This window comes from Kitasatospora sp. NPDC049285 (assembly GCF_040678815.1).
Lineage (GTDB): Bacteria > Actinomycetota > Actinomycetes > Streptomycetales > Streptomycetaceae > Kitasatospora.
This window is the reverse complement of sequence record NZ_JBFAQR010000022.1, coordinates 90060-111203: the sequence shown is the minus strand read 5'-3', so window position 1 is coordinate 111203 and position 21144 is coordinate 90060. Positions and strand designations below refer to the sequence as shown.

The 21144-nt window shown below is 73.1% G+C and carries 15 protein-coding genes; 9 read left to right on the top strand and 6 right to left on the bottom strand.

Features of this window, described 5'->3' with window-relative positions; genetic code table 11:
* Window positions 1-33: 33 nt before the first annotated feature.
* Window positions 34-1200, bottom strand: coding sequence for a phosphoserine transaminase (gene serC, locus AB0K51_RS16945; RefSeq protein ID WP_363455374.1), 1167 nt, complete (start codon window positions 1198-1200; stop codon window positions 34-36).
* A 181-nt stretch (window positions 1201-1381) separates the two neighbouring features.
* Complete coding sequence (locus AB0K51_RS16940) at window positions 1382-2482, bottom strand: citrate synthase 2 (protein ID WP_363455371.1); 1101 nt, start codon at window positions 2480-2482, stop codon at window positions 1382-1384.
* A 325-nt stretch (window positions 2483-2807) separates the two neighbouring features.
* On the opposite strand from AB0K51_RS16940, the gene pdxH reads away from it, so the two are divergent.
* The 6 genes from pdxH (at window position 2808) to fxsT (ending at window position 13067) form a co-directional block, all read left to right on the top strand.
* Window positions 2808-3431 (top strand): pyridoxamine 5'-phosphate oxidase, encoded by a 624-nt coding sequence (gene pdxH, locus AB0K51_RS16935; RefSeq protein ID WP_363455387.1) that lies wholly within the window; start codon window positions 2808-2810, stop codon window positions 3429-3431.
* A 783-nt stretch (window positions 3432-4214) separates the two neighbouring features.
* On the top strand, window positions 4215-4400 hold the full coding sequence (fxsA, locus tag AB0K51_RS16930) for an FxSxx-COOH cyclophane-containing RiPP peptide (RefSeq protein ID WP_363455368.1): 186 nt from the start codon (window positions 4215-4217) through the stop codon (window positions 4398-4400).
* Between the two features lie 31 nt (window positions 4401-4431).
* A complete protein-coding gene (locus AB0K51_RS16925; RefSeq protein ID WP_363455365.1) occupies window positions 4432-6813 on the top strand; it encodes an FxsB family cyclophane-forming radical SAM/SPASM peptide maturase in 2382 nt (793 codons plus the stop codon).
* A gap of 13 nt (window positions 6814-6826) precedes the next feature.
* The gene (locus AB0K51_RS16920; protein ID WP_363455362.1) at window positions 6827-7615 is read left to right on the top strand and encodes an AAC(3) family N-acetyltransferase; all 789 of its coding nucleotides are present in this window, start codon (window positions 6827-6829) and stop codon (window positions 7613-7615) included.
* Between the two features lie 103 nt (window positions 7616-7718).
* Window positions 7719-8978, top strand: coding sequence for a TIR-like protein FxsC (locus AB0K51_RS16915; protein ID WP_363455359.1), 1260 nt, complete (start codon window positions 7719-7721; stop codon window positions 8976-8978).
* 87 nt (window positions 8979-9065) lie between these two features.
* The gene (gene fxsT, locus AB0K51_RS16910) at window positions 9066-13067 is read left to right on the top strand and encodes an FxSxx-COOH system tetratricopeptide repeat protein (RefSeq protein ID WP_363455356.1); all 4002 of its coding nucleotides are present in this window, start codon (window positions 9066-9068) and stop codon (window positions 13065-13067) included.
* Between the two features lie 180 nt (window positions 13068-13247).
* Here fxsT and AB0K51_RS16905 read toward each other — a convergent pair whose 3' ends face one another.
* The 3 genes from AB0K51_RS16905 to AB0K51_RS16895 all read right to left on the bottom strand — a co-directional run bounded on the left by AB0K51_RS16905 (window position 13248) and on the right by AB0K51_RS16895 (window position 15976).
* Window positions 13248-14123: an alpha/beta fold hydrolase gene (locus tag AB0K51_RS16905; protein WP_363455353.1), complete on the bottom strand. Its 876-nt coding sequence runs from the start codon at window positions 14121-14123 to the stop codon at window positions 13248-13250.
* Between the two features lie 17 nt (window positions 14124-14140).
* Window positions 14141-15070 (bottom strand): DUF4231 domain-containing protein, encoded by a 930-nt coding sequence (locus tag AB0K51_RS16900; protein ID WP_363455350.1) that lies wholly within the window; start codon window positions 15068-15070, stop codon window positions 14141-14143.
* Between the two features lie 156 nt (window positions 15071-15226).
* Complete coding sequence (locus tag AB0K51_RS16895) at window positions 15227-15976, bottom strand: SIS domain-containing protein (RefSeq protein WP_363455347.1); 750 nt, start codon at window positions 15974-15976, stop codon at window positions 15227-15229.
* Window positions 15977-16175: 199 nt separating this feature from the next.
* Here AB0K51_RS16895 and AB0K51_RS16890 point away from each other — a divergent pair, with 199 nt between their 5' ends.
* A complete protein-coding gene (locus AB0K51_RS16890; protein ID WP_363455344.1) occupies window positions 16176-16868 on the top strand; it encodes a metal-dependent transcriptional regulator in 693 nt (230 codons plus the stop codon).
* 587 nt (window positions 16869-17455) lie between these two features.
* On the opposite strand, the gene AB0K51_RS16885 is transcribed toward AB0K51_RS16890, so the two are convergent.
* Window positions 17456-18160, bottom strand: a complete 705-nt coding sequence (locus tag AB0K51_RS16885; protein WP_363455341.1) for a bifunctional DNA primase/polymerase — start codon at window positions 18158-18160, stop codon at window positions 17456-17458.
* Between the two features lie 255 nt (window positions 18161-18415).
* Here AB0K51_RS16885 and AB0K51_RS16880 point away from each other — a divergent pair, with 255 nt between their 5' ends.
* Both AB0K51_RS16880 and AB0K51_RS16875 read left to right on the top strand, forming a co-directional pair.
* Window positions 18416-19792 (top strand): transcriptional regulator, encoded by a 1377-nt coding sequence (locus AB0K51_RS16880; protein ID WP_363455339.1) that lies wholly within the window; start codon window positions 18416-18418, stop codon window positions 19790-19792.
* 187 nt (window positions 19793-19979) lie between these two features.
* Window positions 19980-21089, top strand: a complete 1110-nt coding sequence (locus AB0K51_RS16875; RefSeq protein WP_363455336.1) for a hypothetical protein — start codon at window positions 19980-19982, stop codon at window positions 21087-21089.
* Window positions 21090-21144 lie beyond the last annotated feature (55 nt).

Below are 21144 nucleotides of genomic sequence, written 5' to 3'. Positions count from 1 at the left end.
CGAACACCTCGATGGTGGCCTCGCCCTTGGCGGTCAGCGGGTCGTACTCGCCGGATTCCAGGTAGAGCCGCAGGTGGTCGGCGGGAGGTTGTCGACCACGTAGTCGATGGCGCCGGTGAGCTTCTCGACGTCCGCCGGGTCGACGGCCGGGAACATCGCGATGCGCAGCTGGTTGCGGCCGAGCTTGCGGTACGGCTCGGTGTCGACGATGCCGTTGGCACGCAGTGCCTTGGCGACCGCAGCGGCGTCGACCGAGTCGTCGAAGTCGATGGTGCCGACGACCTGCGAGCGCTCCTCCGGCTTGGCGACGAAGGGCTGCGCGTAGGAGGACTTCTCGGCCCAGGAGTACAGGATCGAGGAGGACTCCGCGGTGCGGGCGACCGCCCAGTCCAGTCCGCCCTGGCCGTTCAGCCACTCCAGCTGGTCGGCCAGCAGGAAGAGGGTGGAGATGGCCGGGGTGTTGTACGTCTGGTCCTTCGACGAGTTGTCGATCGCGGTCGGCAGGTCGAAGAACGGCGGGATGTACCGGCCGGAGCCGGCGATCTCCGCGGCGCGCTCCAGCGCGGCCGGGGAGAAGGTGGCCAGCCACAGGCCGCCCTCGGAGGCGAAGGACTTCTGCGGGGCGAAGTAGTAGACGTCCGTCTCGCGGATGTCGACCGGCAGGCCGCCCGCGCCGGAGGTGGCGTCCACCAGGACCAGCGAGCCGGCGTCCGCGCCCTCGGGGCGGCGGATCGGCATCGCGACACCGGTGGAGGTCTCGTTGTGGGTGAGCGCGTAGACGTCCACGCCCGCCTCGGCGACCGGGAGCGGGTGGGTGCCCGGCTCGGTCTTGATCACGGTCGGCTCGGCCAGCCACGGCGCGGCCTTCACGGAGGACGCGAACTTGGAGGAGAACTCACCGAAGTTCAGGTGCTGCGACTTCTCGCGCACCAGGCCGAACGCGGCGATGTCCCAGAACGCGGTGGAGCCGCCGTTTCCGAGGACCACCTCGTAGCCCTCCGGCAGCGAGAACAGCTCGGCGACGCCTTGGCGGACGCGCTTCACGATGTTCTTGACCGGGGCCTGGCGGTGGGAGGTACCCAGCAGGGAGGTTCCGGTGGCGGCGAGGGCACTCAGGGCCTCGGGGCGCACCTTGGAGGGGCCGCAGCCGAAGCGGCCATCGTTGGGCAGATTGTCGGCGGGGATCTGAATCTGAGCCACGGCCGCAGCCTATCGCCCTGGATTGCGGAGATGTTACGGCCGTCCGGCCGCTGAGACGTGATCTTTGCGGCACCGGACAGCCTTCACCGGGGTGCGCGGCGGCCCTGGTCAGGGGCCGGACGCGCACCCGGTGGCGGCGTTGACGAGGTGACGGCCCGTCAGGCTTTCACCTGAACGGGGGTCAGCGGGCGATCTGGTCCCAGCCCTCGATCTCCTGCGGGCCGCGGGCGGCCGGGCCGATGTAGCGGGCGGCCGGACGGACCAGGCGGCCGGTGCGCTTCTGCTCCAGGATGTGCGCGGACCAGCCGGCGGTGCGGGCGCAGGTGAACATCGAGGTGAACATGTGCGCCGGGACCTCGGCGAAGTCCAGCATGATCGCGGCCCAGAACTCGACGTTGGTGGCGAGCACCCGGTCCGGGCGGCGGTTGTGCAGCTCCTCCAGGGCGGCCTTCTCCAGCGCCTCCGCGATCTCGAAGCGCGGCGCGCCGAGCTCCTTGGCGGTGCGGCGCAGCACCCGGGCGCGCGGGTCCTCGGCGCGGTACACGCGGTGGCCGAAGCCCATCAGGCGCTCGCCCTTGTCGAGGGCCTTCCTGACGTAGCCGGCCGCGTCGCCGGTGCGCTCGATCTCCTCGATCATGCCGAGCACCCGGGACGGGGCGCCGCCGTGCAGCGGGCCGGACATCGCGCCCACCGCGCCGGAGAGCGCGGCGGCGACGTCGGCGCCGGTGGAGGCGATGACCCGGGCGGTGAAGGTGGAGGCGTTCATGCCGTGCTCGGCGGCGGACGTCCAGTACGCGTCGACGGCCTTGACGTGCTTCGGGTCCGGCTCGCCGCGCCAGCGGATCATGAACCGCTCGACGATGGTCTCGGCTTTGTCGATCTCGCGCTGCGGGACCATCGGCAGGCCCTGGCCGCGGGCCGACTGGGCCACGTACGACAGCGCCATCACGGCGGCCCGGGCGAGGTCGTCGCGGGCCTCCTCGGCGGTGATGTCCAGCAGCGGCTTGAGGCCCCAGACCGGGGCGAGCATCGCCAGCGCGGACTGCACGTCGACCCGGATGTCGCCCGAGTGCACCGGGATCGGGAACGGCTCGGCGGCGGGCAGGCCCGGGGCGAACTTGCCGTCCACCAGCAGGCCCCAGACGTGCCCGAAGGAGACCTGGCCGACCAGGTCCTCGATGTCCACCCCGCGGTAGCGGAGCGCGCCGCCCTCGCGGTCCGGCTCGGCGATCTCGCTCTCGAAGGCGACTACTCCCTCAAGGCCGGGTACGAAATCCGACATCAGAACGGCTCCTTCAGTGATCCGACGCGACATGCCGCCGTGGTGGGGCGGCATGCCGGTGGCCGATGGTGGTTGGCACTCGGTGTCAGAGTGGCAGGCACGGAGTGCATTGCGCCATACACCACGACGGTGATGTTTCCCCCACGGGCCGCGCGATCGCCGTTGAGGGCGCGGTGGCGAGACACCATATCGCCAGGTGTTTGCGTGGACGTAGCAGTGTCCGGCGCTTGTCGTACGGGATGATGTTGGCGTGCCTACCGCGGAACGTCACCCGAGCGCCCTCTCCACGCCCACCGAGGACCGGCCAGGGCCGGACCTCACCGTGATGCGCAAGCATTACCAGCACGAGGGCCTGCTGGAGGCGCAGCTCGCCGACGATCCCTTCAGCCAGTTCACCCGCTGGTTCCACGAGGTCGACGAGGCCGGCGTGGTCGAGCCCAACGCGATGGTGCTCTCCACCGCCGACGCCGACGGGATCCCCAGCTCGCGCACCGTCCTGCTGAAGGGCTTCGACCGGCGCGGCTTCGTCTTCTACACCAACTACGGCTCGCGCAAGGGCGCCGACCTGGCCGCCAACCCGAACGCCTCGCTGCTCTTCCCCTGGATCGCGCTGGCCCGCCAGGTGGTGGTCTCCGGCCGGGTGGAGAAGGTCGGCCGCGACGAGACCGCCGCGTACTTCCGCACCCGGCCGCACGGCTCCCAGCTCGGCGCCTGGGCCTCCGAGCAGTCCAGCCCGGTCGCCGACCGCGAGGTCCTGGAACGCCGCTACGCCGACCTCGCCGCCCGCTACCCCGAAGGCGAAGGCGTCCCCGTCCCCCCGTTCTGGGGCGGCTACCGCGTCATCCCCCACACCGTCGAGTTCTGGCAGGGCCGCGAGAACCGCCTCCACGACCGCCTCCGCTTCCTCGCCGAAGCCGACGGCTGGCGCGTGGAGCGGCTCTGCCCCTGACCGGAAGTCGCGCGGCGGGTGCAGGCGTTCGACCGTTGGCACGAGGAGACGAACCGTCGGTACCGATGTACGGGTGAAGTCCGGGCTGGCGTAGACCGCTAGCGCTACGCTGCGGGTGTGCTGCTCCAGGGTGGGGTGCGGGCGCGATGGCCAGGTGGCCGGACCGCCACCGTGCGGGGTCTACCCGCTGGAGCAGAGGAAGGAGTCCCACCATGGGCGTTCGGAAAGGCGAGCGCGGTCGTGCGGACTCGCTCGTCCGGGCCACGTGGGCGCTCACGGCAGGCACCTGGTGCCTGGCGGTCGTCACGGCGGTGGAGCTGCTGCTGAAGTAGCCCGGACATGCGAAAGGCCCGGTGGCAGCCGGGCCCTCGCGGGAAGTGGTGCACACACGGAGACGGGTCGCGACTGCCGAGGTGGTGGGCGCGGCCCCTCTTCGTTCTCCCGCGCCGGGCGCGGGTGCGGTCACTGTACGAGGTGGGCAGGTGGCACGGCCAGTGTGGCGGCGTGTCGGGGGCCGGGTGTTCGGGGGGGTAGCACGAGCGGTCGAATCGCTGGTACCGCTGAACGGGTGGTCTTTTGAGCTGCGTAAACATCTGGTGGGGCGTCAACTCCCTTTGGTGTCAACGGAGACGCGAAGAGATCGGGGTCGATCGGCCTTCGACTGCGGAGTCGGGAGTCCCATATGCTTCTCCGAGGTGTGCCGCAGTGTGACGCTGTGGCTTCAGGCTGCGGCGCCGAGTTTCGCTTCCCCATTCGCACGCCTCACCTGAAGAGGGCAACGCCATGACGACTGCACTCGCCGCGAACCCGGCCGAAGACCTGACCGGGGCTCAGGTCGCTTTCGATCGGCCTTCGCTGGCCGATCTCGCCGCACTGGACTCCGACGAGCTGGCCGCCCAGATCGAGCGGGTGCTGCCGGATGCCGCCGCCAGGCAGGTGGCGGTGGCCGCGTTCCAGTCCTCGATCTGACCCCCCGGGCCCCGCTGAATCGGTTCGCCCCATGACGCACGACCCCGTCCCCTTCAGCCAGTTCGTGGTGAAGGTGCACAGCCGCTGCGACCTCGCATGCGACCACTGCTACGTGTACGAGCACGCCGACACCACCTGGAAACGCCTGCCCAAGGCCGCCGGGGACGACGTGCTGGTACGGACGGCCGAGCGGATCGGGGACCATGCCCGGGCCCACCGGCTCCCCGCCGTGCACGTCGTGCTGCACGGCGGGGAGCCGCTGCTCGCCGGGAAGCCGCGGCTGCGGCGGGCCGCCGAGCTGCTGCGGGCCGCGCTGCCGGAGGGCTGCGCGCTCGACCTGCGGATCCACACCAACGCGGTGCTGCTCGACGAGGAGTTCTGCGAGCTCTTCGCCGAGCACGGCGTCAAGGTCGGCGTCTCGCTGGACGGCGACCGGCTCGCCAACGACCGGCACCGCCGCTTCGCCGACGGCCGCAGCAGCCACGGCAAGGTGCTGGCCGCACTGGAGCTGCTGCGCCGCCCCGCGTACCGGCACCTGTACGCCGGACTGCTGTGCACCATCGACGTCGAGAACGACCCGGTCGCGGTCTACGAGGCGCTGCTCGCCGAGCAGCCGCCCCGGATCGACTTCCTGCTGCCGCACGCCACCTGGGACCAGCCGCCGAAGCGGCCGGACGGCGCGGGTCCGACCCCGTACGCCGACTGGCTGCTGGCGGTCTACCGGCGCTGGGAGGAGCAGGGGCGGCCGGTGCCGGTGCGGATCTTCGACTCGGTCCACCGGACGCTGCGCGGACGCTCCAGCCTGACCGAGTCGCTCGGCCTGGACCCCGCCGACCTGGTGGTGGTGGAGACCGACGGCAGCCTCGAGCAGGCCGACAGCCTGAAGACCGCCTACGACGGCGCGCCCGCGACCGGGTTCGACGTGTTCGCGCACTCGCTGGACGAGGTCGCCCGGCACCCGGGGATGCTCCAGCGGCAGTCCGGGCTGGCGGGGCTGGCCGAGGAGTGCCGCGGCTGCCCGGTGGTCCGCTCCTGCGGCGGCGGCCTCTACGCCCACCGTTACCGATCCGGCCGGGGATTCGACAACCCGTCGGTGTTCTGCGGGGACCTCATGAAGCTCATCACCACCATCCGCGACCGGGTCGGCGCGAGCGCCGCGGTGCCCGCCCAGGGGCGGCAGCCGCTCACCGACGCGCACCTGGACGAACTGGCCCGCGGGCTCGGCGGCGCGGACGCCGTCGGCGCTCTCGCCAAGGCCCAACTGGAGCTCTCCCGGCGGCTGGTGGCCGCCGTCGGGGCGGGCGGCTCGCCCGCCTGGCAGCTGCTCACCGAGGCCGACCGGAAGGCCCCCGGCGCGCTCGACGCGGTGCTCGCCCACCCGTACACCCGGGCCTGGGCGGTGCGCTGCCTCGGCGGCGAGCCGGACGGCGACCTGGGCGGACTGGCCGAGCTGGCGGCCGCCGCGGCGGCCCGCGCCCGGCTGGACTTCGAACTGCCGCTGCCGGTCCGCGCCGGCTGGCTGCACCTGCCGACGCTCGGCCGGCTGCGGCTGGACGGCCGCACCGAGGCGGTGCTCGCCGGCGGCCCGGACGGGCTGCGCTGCGGCGAGCACACGATCGGCTGGGACCGGGCCGGCGACCACCTGTGGCAGCCCGTACGCCGCCTCGCGCTGCCCGGTTGGACGCTCGCCCTGGAGGACACCGACCCGCAGCGCGACAGCCACCAGTGGCCCGCCGCCGAGCGGCTCGGCGACGGCGAACTGCTGGACTGGACCGGCGCGCTGCGCGAGGCCTGGGAACTGCTCGGCCGCGACCTGCCCGACTACGCCGCGGGGATCGCCGCGGGCCTGGGCACCGTCACCCCGCTCGCGCCGGGACCGGACGGACGGGACGTCAGCGCCGCCGCCCGGCAGGCGTTCGGCGCGGTCGGCATCGCCCGCCCGGCCACCGCACCGGTCCTGGCGCTGCTGCTCGCCCACGAGTTCCAGCACGTCAAGCTGGGCGCGGTGCTCGACCTGCACGACCTGTACGACCGGGCGGACGACCGGCGGTACTACGCGCCGTGGCGGCCCGACCCGCGGCCGCTGGAGGGCCTGCTGCAGGGCACCTACGCGCACCTGGCGGTCAGCGACTTCTGGGCCGCCCGGGTGCGGTCCTTCGACGGCATCGGCGGGGCCGCCGCCGACGCCGCGCGGCTGCACCTGGCCACCTGGCGGGCGCACACCGCGGAGGCGGTCGAGACGCTGGCCGACTCCGGGTCGCTCACCCCGCTGGGACAGCGCTTCGCCGCGGGGATGCGGGCCGCGCTCGCCCCGGCGCTCGCGGTGCCGGTCGGCGCGCCGGCCGAAGACGCCGCCCGCCGGGCCGCCGCCGACAACCTCGCCGCCTGGCGGGCCACCGCCGCCCGAGCCTGACCGGAGGACAGAGGTGTACTCGCAGTCCGAGCTGGCCGGCGACCTGCGCGCGCTGGGGATCACGGAGGGCGAGACGCTGCTGGTGCAGTCCTCGCTGCGCGCGCTCGGACCGGTCGCACAGGGCGCACCCGGGGTGGTGGGGGCGCTCAGGGAGGCGCTCGGGGCGGACGGCACGCTGGTCGTGTACACCGCTACACCCGAGAACTCCCGGACCTCGCCGTACTACCGCCGGGCCACCGCCGCGATGACCCCCGACCAGCTGCGGGAATACCACGCGGCGATGCCCGCGTGGGACGCCGCGGCCACCCCCGCCTCGCCGACCATGGGCCGGCTCGCCGAAGAGGTGCGGCTGCTGCCGGGGGCGCTGCGCAGCGGCCATCCGCAGACCTCGTTCAGCGCGGTCGGCCCGGCCGCCGCGCACCTGACGCAGGGTCACCCGCTGCCCAGCCACCTGGGCGAGGGCTCGCCGGTGGAGCGGCTGTACCTGTCCGGCGCCCGGGCGCTGATGATCGGGGTGCCGGTGTGGTGCTGCACCCCGCTGCACCTGCTGGAGTACTGGCAGCCGGACCGCCGGCCGCAGCAGTACAGCTGCGTGGTGCGGGAACCCGACGGCGGGCGCCGCTGGGAGTCCTTCACCGGGGTGCGGCTGGAGGACGAGCACTTCCCGGACATGGGCGAGGCGCTCTCCGCGGGGCTGGAATCGCTGGTCGCCGGGCGGGTCGGGGACGCCGACTGCTTCCTGATGCCGATCCGTGACGCGGTCGACCTCGCCGACAAGTGGTTCAGAAACCGCCGGATTTGAGCACACGTCAGATCAAGGCCCTATTCCATTCGGGCTCCGAACCTTCCTACACTTGAGACCCTTTCGGGGGAACAGGTGACAGGCGGGCTCGGGGGAGGCGCGTGTGAACAGCCCAGCGGGCCGGGCGAAGGACGCACCGAGGCCGTACTTCTTCCTCAGCTACGCGCACACCCCGAAGGTCAACTCGCGCGGCGCCGCGGACCCCAACCTCTGGGTGGCCAAGCTCTACCAGGACCTGTGCGAGGCGATCTTCCAGATCACCGACGCCCCGGCCGGGCACCCGATCGGGTTCATGGACCGCTCGATGCACCAGGGCCAGAAGTGGGCCGAGCGGCTCTCCCGGGAGCTGGCCACCTGCCGGGTGTTCGTGCCGCTGTACTCGCCGAGGTACTTCAAGTCCGAGGCGTGCGGCCGGGAGTGGCACCTGTTCACCCGGCGCTCGGTCTACCAGCGCCGGCCCAGCGCGGACCGGATGACCGGCATCGTCCCGGCGCTGTGGGTGCCGATGGACCACTACACGCTGCCCCGGGTGGCCGGCGAGCTCCAGTTCAACCACGACAGCTTCGGCGCCGACTACGCCGCCGAGGGCCTGTACGCGCTGATGAAGATCGCGTCCTACAGCTCGCAGTACCACACCGCCGTGTGGCGCCTCGCCCAGCGGATCGTCGACGTCGCCGACCAGACCGTCATCCCGGTCGGCCAGACCCACGACTTCGAGACCCAGCCGTCCGCGTTCGACCCGCCGGAGGTCGCCGACCGGGTGCGGATCTCGGTCTACTCCTACCGGCAGCCCGAACTGCCGCCCAACCGCAGCGCCACCTGGTACGGGGAGCGCCGCACCGACTGGCAGCCGTTCCGCCCCGACTCCACCCGGCCGCTCGCCCAGGACGCCGCCGACGTCGCCCGCAACATGGGCTTCCAGCCCACCGTGCGGGAGTTCGAGGAGGAGTCCGACCACCTGCTGACCAGCGAGCGACCGGCCGCCCCGTGCGTGCTGCTGGTCGACCGCTGGGCCTTCCTGGACGGCCAACGGGCCGAGGCGATCCGGCGGTTGGACCGGCGCAACCTCGGATCGGTGGCGATCCTGGAGCCCTGGAACCGGGACGACCAGCAGAGCCGCGACAACGAACGCATGCTCAACGAGATCGGCGACAGCGTGCTGACCGTCAGCCGCGGCGCCCGGCCCAAGCCCACCCTGCGGGACGACGGGGCCAGCGGCGCCCCGGGCAGCCTGGAGGAGTTCCGCGGCGAGATGGAACGCGCGGTGATGCGCGCCTGCACCGCCCACGACCAGCACAACCGCGACCGCACGGACCGTGACGACGACGGACCGCGGTACCGGAAACCCAGTATCGGCCCATGAGTTGAGACAACGTCGGACGGTCGGGATCCCGTCCGGCGGCACGGCGTGCGGGACTACGGGCACCAGCGGCCCCAGGGAGGGAACGTCATGACCGAGAGGCCGGCCAAGGGCCCGCAGATCCAGGCACGCCGCCGCGACGCGACCGGCGAGGACCGGCACGGCCGGATCGTCACCTTCTACTCCTACAAGGGCGGCACCGGGCGCACCATGGCGCTGGCCAACACCGCCTGGATCCTGGCCGCCAACGGCTACCGGGTGCTCACCGTCGACTGGGACCTGGAGGCCCCGGGCCTCGGCCAGTTCTTCCGGCCCTTCCTCAACCCCGAGGTGGTCGCCGCCACCACCGGGATCATGGACCTGTTCGCGGACTACCTGGAGGAGGCCCGCCGCCCGGTCGACCGCGACCCGGAGTGGATCGAGGACTTCGCCCGGATCCACCCGCACGCCCTCTCGCTGGCCTGGCCGCACTTCCCCGGCGGCGGCCGGATCGACCTGGTCCCGGCGGGGCAGCAGAACCGCGACTACTCGGTGGCCCGGCTCGACTGGGACCTGCTGTACGAGCGCTACGACGGCCAGCGCTTCATCCAGTCGCTGCGCGTCGACATGAAGCGCCGCTACGACTACGTGCTGATCGACAGCCGTACCGGCCTCACCGACACCGCCGACATCTGCACCGTCGAGATGCCGGACGACCTGGTGGTCTGCTTCACCCTCAGCGACCAGTCGATCGACGGCGCCTCGCGGATCGCCCGGGTCATCGAGGACCGCTACGGCGACCGCGAGATCCGCATCCTGCCGGTGCCGATGCGCATCGACGAGGGCGAGAAGGAGAAGGCCGACGCGGGCCGGGCGCTGGCCCGGATCAAGTTCGCCGGCCTGCCGGCCGCCCTCGGCGACCAGGAGCTGAACCGCTACTGGGCCGGCGTGGAGATCCCCTACCGGCCGTTCTACGCCTACGAGGAGATCCTCGCCCCGTTCGGCGACCAGCCCGGCCTGCCCGGCTCGATGCTCGCCGCCAACGAGCGCCTCACCCGGGAGATCACCCAGGGCCGGGTCGCCGGACTCCCGCCGATGGCCGAGGACCTGAGGCTGCGTCACCTCGACGGCTTCGCCCGCCGCCGCCCCACCGCCCCCGCCGACCTGTACCTCAGCTACGTCCCCGAGGACCGGGCCTGGGCCGACTGGATCTCCGCCCTGCTCGCCGACGCCGGCTACCGCGTCGTCCCGCGCGACCTCGGCGCCGGCGCCAACCCGCGCGAGGCCACCGGCCGCGGCATCGACTCCGCGTACCGCACCGTCGCGCTGCTCTCCGCCGCCTACCTGCAGTCGCCGCAGGCCCAGGCGCTGTGGGACCGCACCGTGCTCGCCGACCCGGCCGGAGCCCGCCGCCAGCTGATCCCGGTCCGGGTCTCCGACGTCCGCCTCAACGCGCCGTACAACAGCCGCAACCCGGTCGACCTGATCGGCCGCGACGAGCAGGCCGCCGCGCTGGCCCTGCTGCGCGCCCTCGGCCGCAGCGAGACCGAACTGCCCGACCGAACCCCCGGCGCGCCGCGCTTCCCCGGTACCAAGCCCACCTTCTGGCAGGTTCCGCAGCGCAACCACTCCTTCACCGGCCGGGTCAAGGTCCTCGACGACCTGCGCGCCCAGCTGGCCGGCGGCACCACCGCCGTCCTCCCGCCGCCGCAGACCCTGTACGGCCTCGGCGGCGTCGGCAAGACCCAGGTCGCGCTGGAGTACGCCCACCGCTACATGTCGCACTACGACCTGGTGTGGTGGATCGACGCCGAGCAGAGCGAGAACGTCGTCGTCGACCTCGCCGAACTGGCCGGCCGGCTCGGCCTGCGGGTCGGCGACAACGTCAACGAGGCCGCCCAGGCCGCCCGCGACGCGCTCCGCCAGGGCCTCCCCACCGCCAACTGGCTGCTGATCTTCGACAACGCCGACGAGCCCGCCGACATCCGCCGGTTCTTCCCCGACGGGCCCGGCCACATCCTCGTCACCTCCCGCAACCAGGGCTGGTCCGGGCAGGCCGGGGTGCTCAACGTCGACGTCTTCGACCGCACCGAGTCGGTCGACCACCTCACCCGCCGGGTCCGCGGCCTGACCCGCGAGGACGCCGGCCGGGTCGCCGAGGCCGTCGGCGACCTCCCGCTGGCCGTCGAGGTCGCCGCCGCCTGGCTGGAGACCACCCGCACCCCCGTCGACAGCTACGTCAACCAGCTCAAGGCCGAGGCCACCAAGGTGCTCGCCGCCGGCGAGACCCCGGTCGACTACCCGACCCCGGTCGGCCTCACCTGGAACGTCTCCATCGCCCGGCTGCGCGAGCAGTCCCCGGCCGCGGTGCGGCTGCTGGAACTGTGCGCCTTCTTCGCGCCCGAGCCGATCTCGCTCAACCAGTTCTTCTTCTCCGAGCAGATGCGCCTCGCCCTCTACCCGTACGACGAGGAGCTCACCGACACCTTCCTGCTCGGCAAGGTGCTCCGCTCGGTCAGCCGCTACGCGCTCGCCAAGACCGACGCCGGCTCCGACTCCTTCCAGGTCCACCGGCTCGTCCAGGCCGTCGTGCGCAGCGGCATGACCGAGGCCGAGCGCAACACCGCCATGCACCAGGTCCACCGCATCCTGGTGAACGCCCGGCCGCCCCGCGGCGACACCGACGACCCCGCCAACTGGCCCACCCTGGAGAAGATCTGGCCGCACCTCACGCCCTCCAGGGCGCAGGACTGCGACGAGCGCGAGGTCCGCGAACTGCTGATCGACCGGGTCCGCTACCTGTGGAAGCGCGTCGACCTCGAACAGGCCCTGCAACTCGGCCGCCAGCTCGACACCACCTGGACCGAGCGCTCCGACGTCGAACCCGACCTCGCCGAGCAGAAGGTCTGGCGCCGGCAGATCCTCAGCCTGCGGCTGCAGATCGCCAACGTGCTGCGCTCCCAGGGCTCCTACACCGAGGCGCTGGCGCTCAACCAGGCCACTCTGGTCGGCCAGCGCGAACTCCTCGGGGAGCACCACCCGTACACCCTGATGACCGCCAACTCGATGGCCGCCGACCTGCGGTACCTCAACCGGTTCCAGGAAGCGCTCGCCCTCGACCAGGACACCTTCAACCAGTTCACCGAACTGTTCGGCGAGGACGACCCGCGCACCCTCACCGTCGCCAACAACCTCGCCATCGACCACCGCCTGGTCGGCAACAGCGAGGCCGCCCGCGACCTCGACCAGGACACCCTCGAACGCAACGCGGCGGTCCGCGGCCCGCGCCACCCGTACACCCTCGGCACCAAGTCCAACCTCGCCCGCGACCTGCGCGAACTCGGCCACTACAAGGCGTCGGTGGAACTCCTGCGGGAGGTCACCGAGGCCTTCGCCGACCTCCCGCAGTCCGACCTGCCCGAGGAGCTGCGCAACGCCAAGTCGCTGGCCGTCTCGCTGCGCCGGGCCGGCCAGTTCTCCGAGGCGCGCGAACTCACCGAGCGCACCTACGAGCGGTACGTCGACCTGTTCGGCCCCGACTTCGCCGACGCCCTCGCCTGCCGGCTCAACCTGGCCGCCGACCTCAGCGCGGCCGGCGACAAGGAGACCGCCCGCGACATCGCCGCCGACGCCTACGAGGGCCACCGCCGGCTGTTCGGCGAGGACCACCCGTTCTCCTTCGCCTGCGAGAACAACCTCGGCATCTACCTGCGCGGCTCCGGTGACCTGGCCGGCGCCATCCGGCACGGCCAGGCCGCCGCGGAGGGCCTCACCCGGGTCCTCGGCGAGGACCACCCGTTCACCCTCAACGCGGTGATCAACCTCTCCAACTCGCTCGCCGAGAACCGCCAGCTCGCCGAGGCCGAGGAGCTCGGCCGGACCGCGTACGACGGCCTCGCCGCGCGGTACGGCGCCACCCACCCCGACGCCCTGGTCTGCCAGGCCAACCTCGCGGTGACCCTCCGCGCGGCCGGCCGTCGCAGCGAGGCCGAGGCCCTGCGACTGCACGCCGTCGCGGCCCTGGTCGAACTCTTCGGCGAGGAGCACCCCACGGTGATCGCCGCCCGCAGCTGGCAGCGCTCCAACCGAGACCTGGAGCCGCAACCGCTCTGACGCTCCGCGAGGCTGCGCCCCGCAAGGGGCGCGGGGAACTGCGCGAAGCGGAAGGCACCCACCAGCAAGATCGCGACGCGGGCAGTGACTTGCACCGTGGCGCGATCTTGCGGCGGGGGATCGGTTGCTCGCGCAGTTCCCCGCGCCCGTCTCGGGGCGCAGCCTGGCGGGGCGCAGCCGTTAGTCGGCGAAGCCTCTGGCGGCCCAGCGGATGGCGTCGGTCATCTCCTTCAGCGAGCCGAAGTGGGCCGCGCCGGGTTCCAGGTAGAGCTGGGCGCCGGGGATGTGGTCGGCGAGCCAGGCGGAGTGGCCGACCGGGGAGAACTTGTCGTCCGCGCCGTGCCAGAGGCGGACCGGGGCGCGGATCGCGTCGACGGAGAAGCCCCAGTCGGCGATGAAGGCGAGGACGTCGTCGATCCAGCCGTCCGCGCCGACCCGGAACGCCTGGCGGTAGGTGGAGTGGAGCATCCGGCGGATGCCGAGATCGGCGACCACGGTGCGGTCCGGCGGCGGGAGTTCGGGGACCAGGTCGCGGATCAGCCGGGCCGGGTCGCGGCGGATCACCCGCGACCGGACCTGGAACGGCCCGGCGATCCGCGGCTGCCCCAACTCGGCCTGGCGGTAGGCGCGTTCGTTGGAGGCGGTCATCCCGGCGAACCAGTCCAGGCCCTCCGCGTCGCGCGGGGCGAGCGAGACCTGGGTGGCGGCCCGCACCACCCGGTCGGGCAGCAGCGCCGCGCAGGCGAGCGCGTGCGGGCCGCCGCCCGAGCGGCCCAGCACGGCGAACCGGCCGAGCCCGAGGGCGTCCGCGATGGTCCGCACGTCCTCGGCCGCGGCGGCGACCTGCCGTCCGGGCAACCGGGTGGAGTCGCCGTAGCCGGGGCGGTCGAAGGAGATCAGCCGGACCCGCATCCGGGACAGCACGGCCGAGCGCGGGGCGGGTCCGACCCGGCTGCCGGGGGTGCCGTGGAGCAGGAACACCGGTCTGCCGGACGGGTCCCCGGATGTTTCGACCGCGAGGACGCGTCCGCCCTCCGCCTCGATCCTCCGTGTCACCACTCGGCGCCTCCTGCTCAGTTGGGTATGTCCAGGCTGCGCACCTCGCGGCGCGCCTGCCAGGTGGTGTGCTCCCGGGAGATGGCGTCCTCGGCGTCCCGGGCGAGCCGGGCCCAGATCTCCTCGGCGTCCTCGGACGTCACGTTCAGCGACGCCAACTGGGCTTCCACCTTGGAGAGTTCGGCCGCGGCGAGGGTGTAGGCGGCGGCCTGCGGGCGGTACTGGCGCAGCTGGGCCCAGGCCGCGATCGAGGCGGCCACCGCGGAGATCGCGCCGAGCGCGTCGAAGCTGAACTGGCCGAGCGCGCGCAGCACCGCGAGCAGCAGGCCCGCCGCGGGCAGCACGATGGCCAGCCGGCCCACCCGGCGGGTGGCGTTGCGGCACTGGATCGCCTTGGCCTGGTACCAGTCGCGCTGGCTGCGCACCCGCTCGCGCAGGTAGGTCTCGCGGCGCACCGAGAGCGGCTGGTCGCGCAGCTTCTCCATGGTCTCGGTGATCTGCGGGTGCCGGGCCGGGGCGCGCCACACCCGCAGCTCCTCGGACACCCCGGGGGTGACCCGGTCGCTGTCGAACTCGCTGAGGATTCCGGCGAGTTGGATGTCGTACAGGCGCTCGGCGTCGGGTAGCTTGCGGGGCGGCGGCTGGTAGGAGTCGGCCCGCACGGCGTACTTCCACACCAGGGTCTTCACCGACTCGGCGACCGCCCGGCCGTCGTACCAGAGCCGCTGCGGGTTCTGCCAGGCCACCATGACGGCCATGAACAGCGCGCCGAGGTAGGCCAGGGCGGCGGCCCAGGCCCACAGCGCGCCGTCGGCCGAGCCCGCGAAGGCGGCGACCACCAGCATCAGCAGCTCCCAGCGGGCGAGCGCCACCGCCCGGGCCTGGCCCTGCAGGGACGCCCCGTCGGCGGCCCAGAACAGCCCGGGCAGCAGGTCCTGCTCCCGCACGAAGCCGATCGAACGCCCCGCCCCAGCCTGCATCCCCGACCCCCGCCGCCCGTCTCACCGGTCTCGGGAGTCCTTCCCTGTTGCGGATGAACTTACGCGGCGATCAAAGGAGTTGGCCGATTAACGGTCCCCCGGCCACGGCCGCCCGCAGTCGGTTCACCAGGCGTAGTAGATCCGGTCGGCGTTGTCGGCGATCACCTTGTTGTTCCACGCGGTGCCGCCGTCCACGTTGCCGGAGCGGAACAGCGGAGGGGTGATGCCCCGGTCGGCGAGCTTGCCGATCGCGGAGGACATCACCGACTGCATGAGCGCGCTGGTGACGATGGTCGAGACCGAGCCGAACGGGGCGCCCGCGGCGGGGTGGGAGAGCTCGCCGTCCCCGAGGGCGATCTTGCTGTCCAGCACCACGTCGCAGTTGTCCTTGAGGTAGGTGCCGGAGGGGTGGTTGGAGGAGACCGCGCCGGGATAGGCGAGCGAGGTCACGCCGATCACCTTCATCCCGCGGTCGCGGGCGTGCCGGGCCAGCTCGACCGGCATCACCTGGCGGCCGGAGAGCGAGATCAGGAACAGCAGGTCGCCGCTGCGCGCCGGGGTGAGGTCCAGGGTGGTGGTGGCCAGCCCGGAGACCCGCTCGAGGGCGCTGCCCAGGTGCGCGGGCATCACGTTGACCCCGGTCATCCCGGGCACGTTCAGCAGGTTCATCACCACCAGGCCGCCGGCCCGGTAGACCACGTCCTGCGCGGCCAGCGAGGAGTGCCCGGCGCCGAAGGTGAAGATCCGCCGGCCGTGCTCGACCGCCTCGGCCAGCAACTCGGCGGCGGCGTCGATGTTGGCGCCCTCCTCGGCCCGGATCCGCTCCAGGTGGGCCACCGCGGCGTCCAGGTACCGGCCGACCAGCTCGGTCATCACAACTCCGTCCAGCTCGTGGGCGGTCAGGTGGTCCAGACCGCGGCATGGAGAAAGATACGGCGTGCACGGTGCTGCCTGGGGTGGCGCGCTGTCAACAGGAACGAAAAGGCCCGGGCATAGGCTCCGGGCGCATCCGGTTGTCATCGCGGTACGTCAGAATTGGCGGTGAGGACACCGAAGAACGGAGCCAGGGGCGATGTCAGGGCTGATCGACACCACTGAGATGTACCTCCGCACCATCCTGGAGCTGGAGGAGGAGGGCATCACCCCGATGCGCGCCCGGATCGCCGAGCGGCTGGAGCAGTCCGGTCCGACGGTGAGCCAGACGGTGGGCCGGATGGAGCGCGACGGCCTGCTCCAGGTCGCCGAGGACCGGCACCTCGAACTCACCGAGGAGGGCCGCCGGTTGGCGGTCCGGGTGATGCGCAAGCACCGGATCGCCGAGTGCCTGCTGGTCGACGTGATCGGCCTGGAGTGGGAGCAGGTCCACGAGGAGGCCTGTCGCTGGGAGCACGTGATGAGCGAGACCGTCGAGCGCAAGGTCCTCGCCATGCTCGGCCACCCCACCCAGTCCCCGTACGGCAACCCGATCCCCGGGCTGGACGAGCTCGGCGACACCAAGGCCGAGGGCGAGGGCTACGACGCGGGGCTGGTCACCCTGGAGCACATCGTGGTCGCCGCGGACGGCGCCGACGTCGTGGTGCGCCGGATCGGCGAGCCGATCCAGACCGACGGTGAGCTGATGCGCACGCTGCGTCGCGCCGGGGTCCGCCCGGGCGCCACGGTGCGGGTCTCGCCCGCCTCCGGCGGGGTGCTGGTGGGCAGCGGCGAGAGCGCGGCCGAGCTCGGCAAGGAGATCGCCGCGCACGTCTTCGTCGCCCAGCCGTAGCCGGTCGCCGGTAGCCCACAGCCCGTAGTTCCCGCCCGTCGTCGCGGCGCCAGCGCGCTGCGTTCCGCGGTCGTCCCGCGTGCGGCACGCCTCGGGGCCCGGTGTGTCCCCGCACCGGGCCCCGCGCGTTCCCTCCCGTCCCTCCCGCTCCTCCCCGTTCCCCCGCCGGTTCCCCTCCGGTGTCCCCCGCCGATCCCCTCCCGCTGTGGCCGGGAGGCGGCTCCCCGCGCCGCCGCCCCGGCCTCCCTCCCGCTGCCGCATTCGGCTTCCCCGTCCGAACGCCCTCCCGGCAGCCCCTCGGGCACTGCGTCCCTCACTCCCTCGGGCCTCACTCCCTTCGCTCCGTCCGCCCCGTGCTGACGCTGGAGATGATCCCCTCGGCAGCTGCGGCCAATCCTTGAGCGCTGTCACCCGATCGGTGGGCTTGCCCCGTTGACCTGCGGGTACACCGTTCCTTTCCGGAGGATCGGCGTCCGGACGTGCGAACGACGGGCCCCGCCTCCGGTTGGGAGGCCGGGCCCGTCGCTGCCGCGCAGGGTGTCGCGCGGTGCGCCCTCACCGGATCGGCGGAGGGCAAACTCGGGGCGTCAGCGCACGGCGGCGGCCGCGCGCTCCACGGGGCGTGCGGACGACGGCTCCCGCCCGCAGGCGTACGCGAGCGGGCTGACCAGCTCGGCCGCGTCCGGCAGCCAGCGGTTCAGCGCGGACGGCGGACGGGCCCACTGCGCGGAGGCGTAGCCGCCGACCCGGGACGGCGGGGCGACCACCCAGTCGCCCTCACCGCGGGCCACCAGGTCCAGCCGGTCCGGGGACCAGCCGATCGCCCGCAGCATGTCGGGCAGCTTGTCCACCACCCCCGGCAGCACCAGGAAGTGCAGCCGCCGCCCAGTGCGCCCCGGCGCGGCCGGCACCGCGACCACCGGGCCGAGCTGCAACCCCATCCGCTCCATCCGGGCCAGCGCCAGGCAGCCGGCCACCTCCGGCGCGTCCAGCACGTCGAACGCCCGGCCGGTGGGCAGCAGGATCGAGGCGTCGGGGTTCTCCGTCCACCACTTGCGGACCACGCCGGGGCCGGCGCTGGCCCGGCGCCGCCAGTCCTGGCCGGTCGGGTGCGCCCCGGGGAGCGCGCACTGCGGCTCGCCGCACGAGCAGCGGGTCGGCCCGTCGCCGTCGATCAGCCAGGTGCCGGGGGCCACCTCCCAGTGGCGGTCCTCGGCGTAGCGGACGGCTTCGAGCAGCAGCGGGGGCAGGTTCTGTTCGGGGGCTCCTGGGGTGTTGTCCACGTGCTGCACAACTACCGTCCGTGAGTGCGGGTTACGGCCCCCGGCCGAGCGGTTCGAACGGGATCCGCGTTGTCACCCGGGACGGTGATCCTGGTCGAGGGGCCCCGGGCGAACAGGGGCGGTAACGGGCGCAGTGGGGGCGCACAGAGGCATTCACCCGGGCGCGTGGGGAGTGGGTACGTCACCGTGGGTATTCCGCATGGTGTTGCACAGTCGTCGCCCTCCGGTCGGGTCCGGACGGCGTTGGGGAGGCGAGAAAATCCCATGGCCGCGAGACCACTCGTCGCACGAGAGCCGAACGAGCGTCTACAGCAGCTGATCCAGGAAGCGGGCTGCTCCAACGCGGGCCTCGCCCGCCGGGTCAACCTCTGCGGCGCCGAACACGGCCTTGACCTGCGATACGACAAGACCTCGGTCGCCCGGTGGCTGCGCGGGCAGCAGCCCCGCGGGCAGGCCCCCGCGGTGATCGCCGAGGCGCTCGGCCGCAAACTCGGCCGCGGCGTGACCGTGGACGAGATCGGCATGGCCGACGGGAAGAGCCTGAGCTCCGCCGTCGGCCTGCAGTTCGCGCCGAGCCTGACCACCGCGCTCGAACAGATCTGCGAACTCTGGCGCAGTGACGTCGGCAAGCGCGACTTCCTGGCCGGAACCACGGTCGCCGCCTCCGCGCTGGTCGAACCCAGCCGGGACTGGCTGATCACCCCGCCCGACCCGGTGGTCGCGCGGGCCGGCGGCACCCGGGTCGGCCTGGCCGACGTGGCCGCGATCCGCGCCACCACGCAGATGCTGGTCGACCTCGACCACCGCTTCGGCAGCGGCCACGTGCGCCCCGTGGTGGTGCACTACCTCAACAGCGTGGTCTCCGGCTTCCTCGGCGGCTCCTACCGCGAGGAGACGGGCCGTCAACTCTTCGGCGCGGTCGCCCGGCTGACCGAGCTGGCCGGCTACATGGCGGTCGACACCGGCCAACCCGGCCTGGCCCAGCGCTACTACATCCAGGCGCTGCGCCTCGCCCAGGCCGCCGACGACCGCGGCTACGGCGGCTACGTGCTCGCCGCCTCGATGAGCCACCTCGCCGCGACCCTCGGCAACCCCCGGGAGATCGCCCAACTCGCCCGCGCCGCCCAGGAAGGCGCCCGCACGGTCGCCACCCCCACCGCGATGGCGATGTTCTACGCCGCCGAGGCCCGGGGCCACGCCCTGCTCGGCGACGCCCACGCCTGCGAGCACGTTGCGGCCAAGGCGCTCGCCGCGATGGAGCGGCGCAACCCGGCCGACGACCCCGACTGGATCGTCCACTTCGACGAGGCCTACCTGGCCGACGAGTTGGCGCACTGTCACCGCGACCTGCAGCAGGGCGAGCGGGCGGAGCAGTACGCCCGCACCGCACTGGAGTTGCACCCGGCGCACCGGGTCCGCCGCCGCGCCGTCGACCTGGTGCTGCTCGCCACCGCCCAACTCCAGCAGCGCGACCTGGAACGCGCCTGCGAGACCGGCACCGAGGCGGTCCGGCTGCTCAGCGGACTGCGCTCCAACCGCGGCGTCGAGTACCTGGACGACTTCCGCATCCGGCTGGAGCCGTACCGCGGACACCGCGCGGTACGGGAGTTCCACGCCCGGATGGACGGGGAGGCCGCCTGACGGACGGCCGGAACGCCGGCTCCGCCGGGGTGTGACGTGAAGCCCTAGCACAGAACACCCCGGCCCACGTAGTCACCTGTGCCGGTGAACCGGTAGCGTGGGCACGCAGTTGTGGCCTGTCGTCAGCAAATCGGCGGGCGACCGAAAGGCCCGGGATCCCGGTGCCGTGCACAGGTGAGGAATCGCGTTGAGCCAGCGCCGCTCGTATCCCAATTCCGGCGAGTTCAATCTGGACGACCTGTTCCGACCGGAACCCGCCGGAGACGGCCAGGGCAACCCGGCGGGCGCCGCCGCCCAGCAGCAGCCCGCGGTCCCGCAGCAGCAGAGCGCGCCGCCGCTCGGGCAGAGCGGCGCCCCCGAGTACTGGGGCGCGCCGCAGCAGCCCGCCGCGGCCCCCGCCGCCGACCCGGCGCCGGCCACCCAGTACCTGCCGCCGTACCCGAACGCCGACCCCGCGGTCGGCGGAGCCCCGCAGGCCTACCCGGCCGCCGGGCAGGCCCCCACCCCGCCGCAGGGCTACGGCGGCACCTTCGGCGGCCAGCAGCAGCCCCAGCAGTACCAGGCCGCCCCGCAGCAGCCCCAGCAGTACCCGTCGTACGGTGGCCAGCAGCCCGGCTACCCGCCGCAGCCCGAGGCCCCGGCCGCACCGTCCTGGGCGTCCGCGGAGGAGCGCCGCAAGGTCGACCCGAAGATCCTGATCGGGGCGGGCGTCGCCGGTGTGGCGCTGATCGCGGTCCTGATCGGCGTGCTCTCCAGCGGCGGCGACTCCGGCAAGGACAAGGGCACCACGGTCGCGCAGAAGTCCTCGGCCCCCTCGACCGGCGCCAGCTCCGGCGCCGTCACCCCCGAGATGAAGGCCCAGGCGCAGGCGATGTCCGACCTGCTCGGCACCGCCAGCTCCAGCCGCTCCTCGGTGGTCAACGCGGTCACCGCCGTCGGCAAGTGCCAGGGCCTGCCCGACGCCCAGGCCGCGCTGACCGCCGCCGCCTCCCAGCGGCAGGACCTGCTGAAGAAGCTCGGCGACCTGAAGGTCGATCAACTCCCCGACGGCGCGAAGCTGGTGGAGCAGCTGCAGAAGGCCTGGCAGGCCTCCTCCGGCGCGGACTCCGAGTACGCCCTGTGGGCCGGTGACCTGGTCGCCGGCTGCGACGCGGGCAAGGCGAAGGACAACGACCACTACCGCAACGGCAACACCGCGAGTGGCTCCGCCACGACGGCGAAGGAGCAGGCGGCGGGGCTGTGGGGGGCGATCGCCACGAAGACGGGGCTGCCGAACAAGGGTGCGAGCGAGCTGTAACGCACGAGATCCGCCCGGGGAGGGAGTTCCCTCGCCGGGCGGATCTTGCCGTCTA

Bases quoted from the DNA above. Each gene is read 5' to 3' on its own strand.
- AB0K51_RS16940 (WP_363455371.1), bottom strand. From the start codon at position 2,482: ATGTCGGATTTCGTACCCGGCCTTGAGGGAGTAGTCGCCTTCGAGAGC.
- pdxH (WP_363455387.1), top strand. From the start codon at position 2,808: ATGCGCAAGCATTACCAGCACGAGGGCCTGCTGGAGGCGCAGCTCGCC.
- fxsA (WP_363455368.1), top strand. From the start codon at position 4,215: ATGACGACTGCACTCGCCGCGAACCCGGCCGAAGACCTGACCGGGGCT.
- AB0K51_RS16925 (WP_363455365.1), top strand. From the start codon at position 4,432: ATGACGCACGACCCCGTCCCCTTCAGCCAGTTCGTGGTGAAGGTGCAC.
- fxsT (WP_363455356.1), top strand. From the start codon at position 9,066: ATGACCGAGAGGCCGGCCAAGGGCCCGCAGATCCAGGCACGCCGCCGC.
- AB0K51_RS16895 (WP_363455347.1), bottom strand. From the start codon at position 15,976: ATGACCGAGCTGGTCGGCCGGTACCTGGACGCCGCGGTGGCCCACCTG.
- AB0K51_RS16890 (WP_363455344.1), top strand. From the start codon at position 16,176: ATGTCAGGGCTGATCGACACCACTGAGATGTACCTCCGCACCATCCTG.
- AB0K51_RS16880 (WP_363455339.1), top strand. From the start codon at position 18,416: ATGGCCGCGAGACCACTCGTCGCACGAGAGCCGAACGAGCGTCTACAG.